This window comes from Sutterella sp. KLE1602, assembly GCF_001578585.1.
Taxonomy (GTDB): Bacteria; Pseudomonadota; Gammaproteobacteria; order Burkholderiales; family Burkholderiaceae_F; genus Sutterella; species Sutterella wadsworthensis_A.
This window is the reverse complement of the sequence record NZ_KQ968492.1, coordinates 1-6,535: the sequence shown is the minus strand read 5'-3', so window position 1 is coordinate 6,535 and position 6,535 is coordinate 1. Positions and strand designations below refer to the sequence as shown.

The window sequence follows — 6,535 nt, the reverse complement described above, 5'->3', positions numbered from 1 at the left end:
GCCCGTGGAAATAATCCACGGGCTCCTACCCGATGGCGATCAGTGCTGCAGAAGCATTACTGTCTGGCCTTGCGGAGTTCGCGGGCGACGCGCTCCTCCATAAGGCGGATGAGCTCGTTGCTAGGCGGCGTCGGGGCGTCGGGCTGGGCACGGAGCAGGTCCTTGCCGGAGATGATTTCCCTGATTTCGTCGCTGTTCGTGAGCGTCTCAAGCGTGGCCGTGTTGAGGCGCGAGTAGAAGTCGCGGGTGGCCTCGTTGAGAAGGCTGCGGAGCTTGCAGCATTTGGCAAGGGCGCATTCGTGCGGCTCGAAGCAGTCGATGAGTTCGCCCTGTTCCTCAAGAATCTGAACGATGTCGCCGATCTTGTATTCGGACGGGTGCATCTTGAGGGTGAGGCCGCCGAATCTGCCGCGGTGAGTCTGAACCCAGTTCTTGGTGCTCATGAAGTGAACAACCTTGACCATGTGGTTGCGGGACCACTTGAAGCGTTCGGCAAGCTCTGTAACTGTAACGAGTCCCTTGCGTTCGTTGTGGGTGAGGTAAATCAGCACGCGGAGGCTGAGGTCTGTAAATCGTGTTAAATGCATCGGCGGAATCTTTTTAAATGGGGGATGTCGGACGGATGGAATCCGTCTGACGTTGTTGTTTTATAAATTATGTTGCCTGACAGACAGATAGATAGAAGTGTAGACCGTTTTGGAATATCACGCTATCGGCAAGGACGAATTTTACAGGGGCAGGGGAGGTTTGCGAACGACGACCCCCGTCCCGGGTAAAAGCGCTCAGAGGACCTGCGTGTGAACTCGGGAGTGAATGATGCCGAGCTTGACGAGGTCGGTCCTGAGGGCTTCGGTGAAGGCCCTGCTGCCGACGACGAAGAAGTCCGCGTCCGGGTTGACGCAGACGCTCCTTGCGTTTTCAACAGTGATGGGGCCTGCGACCTCGTAGTCCTTTCCCGCCGTGTCTGTCGAGAAGGGGGCTACGAGGAAGACGGCGAGCCCCGCGTTGGGCATCAGGTCGACGAGCTTCCTGAGCTCCTCGCGCATGAGCATGCGGGTGCCGTTGGGGAACTGGCAGAGGACACGGACGTTGCGCATGGGCTCGACCTCGGCCATTTCGGCGAGGAATGCGTGGGCGACGAGGCAGCCGATGTCCTCGGTCATGATGACGACGGGGGTTTCACCGGGCTCCATCGCAAGCTCGCCCTTGGGCTCGGAGAGTTCGACGGGGTCGCCGATGCGGAGCTTGGCGATGCGGCCGACTTCGCCGATGAAGGGCTCGTCACCTACCTCGATCGTGAGGCGCACGAGGCGGTCGCCGCTGGGACCGACGAGGAAGAAGGCGTGCGGCTCGATGCCGGGCATGCGGAGCTCGACGTACTGGCCGGCGGCAAATGCGGGCGGAAGCGCTCCGTCCGTCGGTTCGAGGTAGAGACTGATGACGCCTCGGCACTCCTGGGTGCGCAGGGCGACACGGTAGGGCCTCCAGCTGCATGTCGTTGTTGTCATATGCATACCTCCCATGTTCGGAGACGGCGGCATCCGGATTCCGCTCCTGCTCGACGCAGGAGGACTCTGCCGGCATCCCTTGACTGGGGCGGAAAGAACTTCCGCCCTTTATTCAATTTTAAGGGGGACGGCAGTAAAAACAGAAGCATTTTTTGCTCGGTGTTTCCCTGAGGGCACGAAACAGGAACGGACGAGAGCGGCTGAGCCGCTCGCCCGGCGGAGCCCTTTTCCGTCAATGGCACCTATGGGGGACAAAACGGCCGAACTCGCACTGTGAGAGGCCGTTCGGGCGGATTGAACCCTGTGTTCCGCAAAATGGGGTTCTTTGGGTTTGGTTGGCTGTGGGACAAGGGAAATGGCCGTATTCAGGGGGCGTTTTGGGTGAGGTGGAAACATTTTGTTTCATCTTGGAGGCGGGTATCGGCGAAAAAATTGCCATTAGGGGTTTCCTTATGGGGTAAATCCGTATATACTTCGTTCTGTGTTGAGTAGGGATTAACCCTTAAGGGTTTACCAAGCTCACGCGATGCGACGGCATTTTCTCCTTTGGCCGCCGCGTCGAAGAAAAGAAGATCGTCGGACACTCTCTCCTCCCGACGACGCTTCGAGTTTCAAGTCCCCCGGACAAGAAACATTTGCGCAAGCGTCTGCTTAGGCAGGCAGGCTGGTCCCCTGTTGCTTGTGCTTGTACAAGAGCCTTGGTCAGGCTTGAGTACGGAGGCTTCGGACTGGTCCTCTGAAGCTTCATAGGTTGGATGGCAACGGTCTGCTGGTGGTTCGGCAGACCGTTTGCTTTTGCATTGACGCCCTGAAACTGCTCCTCATGTTTCGGGGCGTTTTTGTGTTTGGATGCGGGGAACGGCAAGAAAAACGGGCCGCATGCTTGTGCATGCAGCCCACTTGAGGATTTCCTTGCTCAACCGCTCATTCAGTGACTTCGCGGCCCGTCATCTTCATGACGGTCTTCTTCTGCCCGTTGTCATGCTGGAGCGTGTGCCAGCCGTCCTCCTTCGGATCGGCGAGGCGCACGACCTTCTCCTCGGCGGGCGCCTTGACGGCGTCGGCGGGGAGCAGCACGGGTGCGCCGACGCACAGGCCGCTCTGCGTGAGCTTGGTGCAGCGGCGGGCGAGAATGCCCTGGCCGTCGGGCAGGATGCTGAAGATGCGGAAGTATTCTTCGCCGTGCTTCTGGATGTCCTGCGTGCCTGCGGCGCTGCAGGAAAGCGCCGCGGCGAGGGCTGCGGCAGCGAGAAGACGTTTCATAGTTTCTCCTGATGTGGATGGTCCGTTGAGACTCTCAATATAGGATCGCTTTGTTATGCGGACCTGACGGGCTCATACGAGAACGACGATGAGGAGAAAGACGCAGACGATTCCTGCCCCGATGAAGAGCGAGCCTGCGCGCCCGTCTGGATCGCGCACTCGATCCCTGATGCCGACGCCGAGAAGTATGAGGGCGGTGGTTGCGATGCCGACGGCGAGGCCGCGCTCGCCAAAGCCTGCAAGGACGGGCACGATCAGTCCCGCAGCGACGCCTGCAAGCAGCGCAGCAAGAAGCGTGAGGAGTCGTCTGAGGGCCCTGAAGGGAGGATCGGGCGGGATCGGCGTGGAGTTTTCGAGGTCCTCGGGGGTATAGTGAAGTGATGAGCGTGCGTTAGGACCCCTGTTGACGAGGTCCCCGCCCGCCTTCACGAGTCCGGAGGAGGTTGCATCATGACCAGCGTCACGATCGTTGTCGACAACTTTTGCCAGAGGCAGGGGCTTTATGCCGAATGGGGATTCTCCGCCTTCATCAGAACGCCGTCCGGCAATCTGCTCTGGGACACGGGAGGCATTCTCCATGTTCTCCTTCACAATCTTCGGGCGCTTGGCATTCGACCTGAGGGGGTTGAGAATCTTGCGCTTTCCCACGGCCACTTCGATCATGCGTCTGGCCTCACGGACATCCTCCGCGTGGCTCCGTCGGCAAAGCTTTGGGCGTCTCGAGAGATCGCGCGCCTCAGATGGGGTGATGCGGATGCGTCGAGGGCGAGCGGAGGCGGTCCCCTTTTCGCAGGCCTCCCCTTCACGCCCGTCGACGGCGGAGTCGAAATCCTGCCTGAAGTGATCGCCTTCACCGTTCCTGCGGACGAGCGCGACCCGAGGTTCCTTGTCTTCGACAACATGTTCGAGACTGGAGCCACTGGTGACAAGGTCCCCGACACCTTCGCGGACGACGTCTCCCTCCTCGTGAAGGGGAGTGCTGGTTGGTCTGTTGTGCTCGGGTGTGCTCATGCGGGTCTTCCCAATATTCTGAACTACGCGATGAAGAGATTCGGGATCGAAGGCTTTGATGCGGTGACGGGCGGAACGCACTTGAGTGGCGCCTGTTCGGAGGAACTGCCCGTCTGGATGGATGCGCTCGCAGCCGTTCCCGTCAGGCGCTGGCGCGTGAACCACTGTACGGGGTTCAGGGCAGCGGCGGCGTTGGCAGGACGCTTCGACGACGTCGACTGGGCGGGAGCGGGCGCGGTCCTGACCTTCTGATTCTAGCGGTTGAAGAGTGCGTTCCAGATGACGCTCAGCCCGAGAAGCCAGAAGAGAGCGCCGCTGACGCGGTTGAGCCAGAGGCTGAAGTTCGGGCCTGCAAGCCACTTGCGGGCCACCGCCGCAATGGCGCTGTAACCGAGGTGTACGAGAAAGCAGATTCCGACGAAGAGGACCGAGAGGAGCGTGACGCGCGAGACGTAGTCATCCTCGGGCGAGATGAACTGCGGCATGAGCGAGAGCAGGAAGACGATCAGCATCACGTTGCTCGCCTGAACGTACAGGGCGCCCTTGAAGATGCTGCTGAAGGTGAGCGAGTCGTTGGACTCAAGCCTGCCTAGCTTGTCAAGGCGCACTGCGCCTGCGTTCCAGCTGCCCCAACCGAGCCAGAAGAGCACGGCGGCTGAAACGAGCTGCAGGCCTGCATAGAGTGCGGGCGATGAGGTGATGAGGGCGCCGAGGCCCGTCGCGGAGATGAGCGACATCAGGCCGACGCCGAGCGTGGTGCCGAGCGGAGATGCTAGGACCGTGCGGAGCCCGCCGCGCAGTCCGTTCGTGACGGTGTAGAGAACGCCCGAGCCGGGTGTGACGCAGGCGATGAAGCTCACCAGAACGTAGACGGACAGATCTTTCATAGAAATTCGGCGCGAAAACCTCTGCCTTTGGGCAGGAGTTGTTGACTTGGATTCTGACAAAAAGGCGGCCGTCCGGAGGTTCGGACAGCCGCCTTGCCTAACATCAGACCTGACAGCCTGAGATCAGGGATCAGCGGGTGCCGCGGGCCTTGTTGGTCTCAGTGGCGATGCGAACGACCTTGCGGGCGAGCGCGGAGGTTGGGTCGACGACGCAGACCTCCTTGCCGGCGCAGACGAAGTCGTCGCATTCGTCAAGGATGAGCGGCAGTTCGGTGCAGCCGAGGATGAGGCAGTTGCAGTCGTAGGTCTTCACCAGGTATTCCGCGGCGCTCACGAGGTCTTCGCGGCACTGGCCGTCGGTGTAGCCGGCCTTGGCGCCGAGCGGACCGTAGATGGCGGCCATCACGCGTTCCTGATGCAGTTCATCGGGCACGAACATCGGGAGGTTGAGGGCCTTGGCCTTGTCGCCGTAGATGCCGGTCTGGACCGTGCCGGAGGTGGCGAGCAGACCGATGCGGGCCTTGTCGCCGAGCTTGGCCTTGATTTCCTCCATCGTGGCGATCTGCATGTTGATGAACGGAATGTCGAGGTGGCGTTCAAGATAGGGCACGAAGGCGTGGGCCGTGTTGCAGGGCACGATGATCGCGTCGCATCCGTCCTTCTGGAGGCGGCGGGCGCAGCCGTACATGGCGAGCGTGGGATCGGCGCCGCCCTTGAGAAGGCAGGCGGTGCGGTCGGAGATCTGCGGATTCTGCTCGACGACGAGCTTGAAGTGTTCCTGGTCGTTCTTGGCGGGCGTGGCTTTCACGATCTTGTCGTAGAGGTCGACGGTTGCGGCAGGGCCGAGGCCGCCGATGAGGCCGACCTTGAAGGGCTTGGGCAGGCGGACCGGGGTTTCGTCGATCGCCTTGTGGGCGGCGGTGGTCAGGACGTCGAGAATGGGCATGCCTTCGGAGATGAGCTCGAAGGCGGCGCCGGCGACGCGACCGCAGACGGGGAGCAGAAGCTCGGCGCCGGCGGCGAGAAGCTTGACTGCTTCTTCCCGGACGATTTCAGGATTGGTCGTGTTGGTGCAGGAGAGGCCCGAACCTTCGATGATTTCGCATTCGGGGAGCAGCTTGCGGATGAGGGCGACGTCGAGCGCGCAGCCGAGGAGCCCGATCTTTCGTGCGCCCTTGGCCTTCACGGCCTCGGGCATGCCGGCGTAGAGCGAGACGATCGGCATCTGAAGCTCCGTGCGGACTTCGTCGATGTAGGCTTCAGAGCGAAGGTTGGCGATGAGGGCCACGTCGCAGCCCTTTTCCTGAAGACGCCAGGCGCTTTCAAGAGCGGTGATCTTGCTGTCACCGAGGGCGATGCGCTCCGTCGGAGCGTCCTTGCGCAGCTCAAGTTCGTCCTCGACGAGCTCGACGGTGCGGGCAGATTCGGCTGCGGCGCGGAAGATGGCGGCCTTGACGAACGGGGCGACGATGGGGTTGACGCCGGCCACGAGGCCGATCTTCAGGATCTTGGTCATGTGTTTCTCCTCTAATCTGATGCGTGCGCCCCGCATGGAATGAAAGGGATGGGGCGGCACAGGGTTCTTGGTCATCCCAACACATTACGCCTTGAAGACGGTCTTGCCAAGAGTGTTTCCCATGAGTCGCATCTGCAGAAAGGTGGTTTTTGTGCGTTTTCTAAGTATTAATACGGAATTTGATGCGAATGTTTGACAAGTGTGCCGAAGTCGTGTTTAATTTCAATCCTTCGCTGACGACGCCAAGTCATCAGCGAATAAATTTGACAAAGAGTTGATGAGTTGGTAAACTCTCAATTCTATGCTCTTAGGAGCACTGTTCTTTAAAAATCAGAATTCAACGAACCGAT

At 60.5% G+C, this 6,535-nt stretch carries 8 protein-coding genes; 1 reads left to right on the top strand and 7 read right to left on the bottom strand.

Features of this window, described 5'->3' with window-relative positions:
- Positions 1 to 56: 56 nt before the first annotated feature.
- The 5 genes from HMPREF3036_RS01685 to HMPREF3036_RS01670 all read right to left on the bottom strand — a co-directional run bounded on the left by HMPREF3036_RS01685 (position 57) and on the right by HMPREF3036_RS01670 (position 3,200).
- Positions 57 to 587 carry an RrF2 family transcriptional regulator gene (locus HMPREF3036_RS01685; RefSeq protein WP_062331042.1) on the bottom strand — a complete coding sequence of 177 codons (531 nt, stop codon included), beginning with the start codon at positions 585 to 587 and terminating at the stop codon, positions 57 to 59.
- Between the two features lie 195 nt (positions 588 to 782).
- Positions 783 to 1,508 carry a ferredoxin reductase domain-containing protein gene (locus HMPREF3036_RS01680; protein WP_062331039.1) on the bottom strand — a complete coding sequence of 242 codons (726 nt, stop codon included), beginning with the start codon at positions 1,506 to 1,508 and terminating at the stop codon, positions 783 to 785.
- A gap of 365 nt (positions 1,509 to 1,873) precedes the next feature.
- A complete protein-coding gene (locus tag HMPREF3036_RS11800) occupies positions 1,874 to 2,092 on the bottom strand; it encodes a hypothetical protein (protein ID WP_156469713.1) in 219 nt (72 codons plus the stop codon).
- A gap of 340 nt (positions 2,093 to 2,432) precedes the next feature.
- Positions 2,433 to 2,771, bottom strand: a complete 339-nt coding sequence (locus tag HMPREF3036_RS01675; RefSeq protein WP_005432889.1) for a hypothetical protein — start codon at positions 2,769 to 2,771, stop codon at positions 2,433 to 2,435.
- A 72-nt stretch (positions 2,772 to 2,843) separates the two neighbouring features.
- The gene (locus tag HMPREF3036_RS01670) at positions 2,844 to 3,200 is read right to left on the bottom strand and encodes a hypothetical protein (RefSeq protein ID WP_005432888.1); all 357 of its coding nucleotides are present in this window, start codon (positions 3,198 to 3,200) and stop codon (positions 2,844 to 2,846) included.
- Positions 3,201 to 3,221: 21 nt separating this feature from the next.
- Here HMPREF3036_RS01670 and HMPREF3036_RS01665 point away from each other — a divergent pair, with 21 nt between their 5' ends.
- Positions 3,222 to 4,034, top strand: coding sequence for an MBL fold metallo-hydrolase (locus HMPREF3036_RS01665; protein WP_005432887.1), 813 nt, complete (start codon positions 3,222 to 3,224; stop codon positions 4,032 to 4,034).
- Between the two features lie 2 nt (positions 4,035 to 4,036).
- On the opposite strand, the gene HMPREF3036_RS01660 is transcribed toward HMPREF3036_RS01665, so the two are convergent.
- Both HMPREF3036_RS01660 and HMPREF3036_RS01655 read right to left on the bottom strand, forming a co-directional pair.
- Entirely contained in the window at positions 4,037 to 4,669 is a 633-nt protein-coding gene (locus HMPREF3036_RS01660) for a LysE family translocator (RefSeq protein ID WP_062331036.1), read from the bottom strand.
- Between the two features lie 130 nt (positions 4,670 to 4,799).
- Positions 4,800 to 6,185 carry a cysteate racemase gene (locus HMPREF3036_RS01655; RefSeq protein ID WP_005432885.1) on the bottom strand — a complete coding sequence of 462 codons (1,386 nt, stop codon included), beginning with the start codon at positions 6,183 to 6,185 and terminating at the stop codon, positions 4,800 to 4,802.
- Between the last annotated feature and the right edge of the window lie 350 nt (positions 6,186 to 6,535).

What these genes read in the sequence shown, in the direction of transcription:
- HMPREF3036_RS01685 (WP_062331042.1), bottom strand. Translation starts at nt 587, where the DNA reads ATGCATTTAACACGATTTACAGACCTCAGCCTCCGCGTGCTGATTTAC.
- HMPREF3036_RS01680 (WP_062331039.1), bottom strand. Translation starts at nt 1,508, where the DNA reads ATGACAACAACGACATGCAGCTGGAGGCCCTACCGTGTCGCCCTGCGC.
- HMPREF3036_RS01675 (WP_005432889.1), bottom strand. Translation starts at nt 2,771, where the DNA reads ATGAAACGTCTTCTCGCTGCCGCAGCCCTCGCCGCGGCGCTTTCCTGC.
- HMPREF3036_RS01665 (WP_005432887.1), top strand. Translation starts at nt 3,222, where the DNA reads ATGACCAGCGTCACGATCGTTGTCGACAACTTTTGCCAGAGGCAGGGG.
- HMPREF3036_RS01660 (WP_062331036.1), bottom strand. Translation starts at nt 4,669, where the DNA reads ATGAAAGATCTGTCCGTCTACGTTCTGGTGAGCTTCATCGCCTGCGTC.
- HMPREF3036_RS01655 (WP_005432885.1), bottom strand. Translation starts at nt 6,185, where the DNA reads ATGACCAAGATCCTGAAGATCGGCCTCGTGGCCGGCGTCAACCCCATC.